The sequence below is a fragment of the Microcoleus sp. Pol11C2 genome (assembly GCF_036701505.1).
Taxonomy (GTDB): Bacteria; Cyanobacteriota; Cyanobacteriia; order Cyanobacteriales; family Microcoleaceae; genus Microcoleus.
Genome location: NZ_JAUBQX010000036.1, coordinates 63,386 through 64,737 on the forward strand (window position 1 = coordinate 63,386; position 1,352 = coordinate 64,737).

General features: G+C 44.1%; 1 protein-coding gene. It reads right to left on the reverse strand.

The window, feature by feature from the left end; genetic code table 11:
- The coding region (locus QUA42_RS19445; RefSeq protein ID WP_333139246.1) for a WD40 repeat domain-containing protein at positions 1–1,352 on the reverse strand (1,352 nt) is incomplete at both ends.

Genomic DNA, 1,352 nt, shown 5'->3' on the forward strand with positions numbered 1-1,352 from the left:
TGTCCTTTAAATTCTTGTATCAGCTTGCCTGTGATATCCCACAACCGGGCTGTATTGTCCGATGATGCCGTAGCGATGTATTTGCCGTCAGGACTAAAACTGACACTATTTACGCAAGCTTGATGTCCTTTAAATTCTTGTATCAGCTTGCCTGTGATATCCCACAACCTTGCTGTATTGTCCGATGATGCCGTAGCGATGTATTTGCCGTCAGGACTAAAACTGACACTATTTACCCTACCTTGATGTCCTTTAAATTCTTGTATCAGCTTGCCTGTGATATCCCACAACCGGGCTGTATTGTCCGATGATGCCGTAGCGATATATTTGCCGTCAGAACTAAAACTGACACTATTTATCCAAGCTTGATGTCCTTTAAATACTTGTATCAGCTTGCCTGTTAAATCCCACAACCGCGCTGTATTGTCCGATGATGCCGTAGCGATGTATTTGCCGTCAGGACTAAAACTCACACTCGATACCCTACCTTGATGTCCTTTAAATTCTTGTATCAGCTTGCCTGTGATATCCCACAACCGCGCTGTATTTTCGGATGATGCCGTAGCGATGTATTTGCCGTCAGGACTAAAACTGACACTATTTACCCCCTCCTGATGTCCTTTAAATACTTGTATCAGCTTGCCTGTTAAATCCCACAACCGGGCTGTTTTGTCCCCTGATGCCGTAGCGATGTATTTGCCGTCAGGACTAAAACTCACACTATTTACGTAAGCTTGATGTCCTTTAAATTCTTGTATTAGCTTGCCTGTTAAATCCCACAACCGGGCTGTTTTGTCCCCTGATGCCGTAGCGATGTATTTGCCGCCAGGACTAAAACTAACACTCGATACCCAATCTTGATGTCCTTTAAATACTTGTATCAGCTTGCCTGTTAAATCCCACAACCGGGCTGTTTTGTCCCCTGATGCCGTAGCGATGTATTTGCCGTCAGGACTAAAATTGACACTATTTACCCCCTCCTGATGTCCTTTAAATTCTTGGATCAGCTTGCCTGTTAAATCCCACAACCTTGCTGTTTTGTCCCCTGATGCCGTAGCGATGTATTTGCCGTCGGGACTAAAACTGACACTCGATACCGAATCTTGATGTCCTTTAAATTCTTGTATCAATTTGCCTGTTAAATCCCACAACCGGGCTGTATTGTCCGATGATGCCGTAGCGATGTATTTGCCGTCAGGACTAAAATTGACACTATTTACCCAAGCTTGATGTCCTTTAAATTCTTGTATCAGCTTGCCTGTTAAATCCCACAATCGGGCTGTATTGTCCGATGATGCCGTAGCGATGTATTTGCCGTCAGGACTAAAATTGACACTATTTACCCAAGCTTG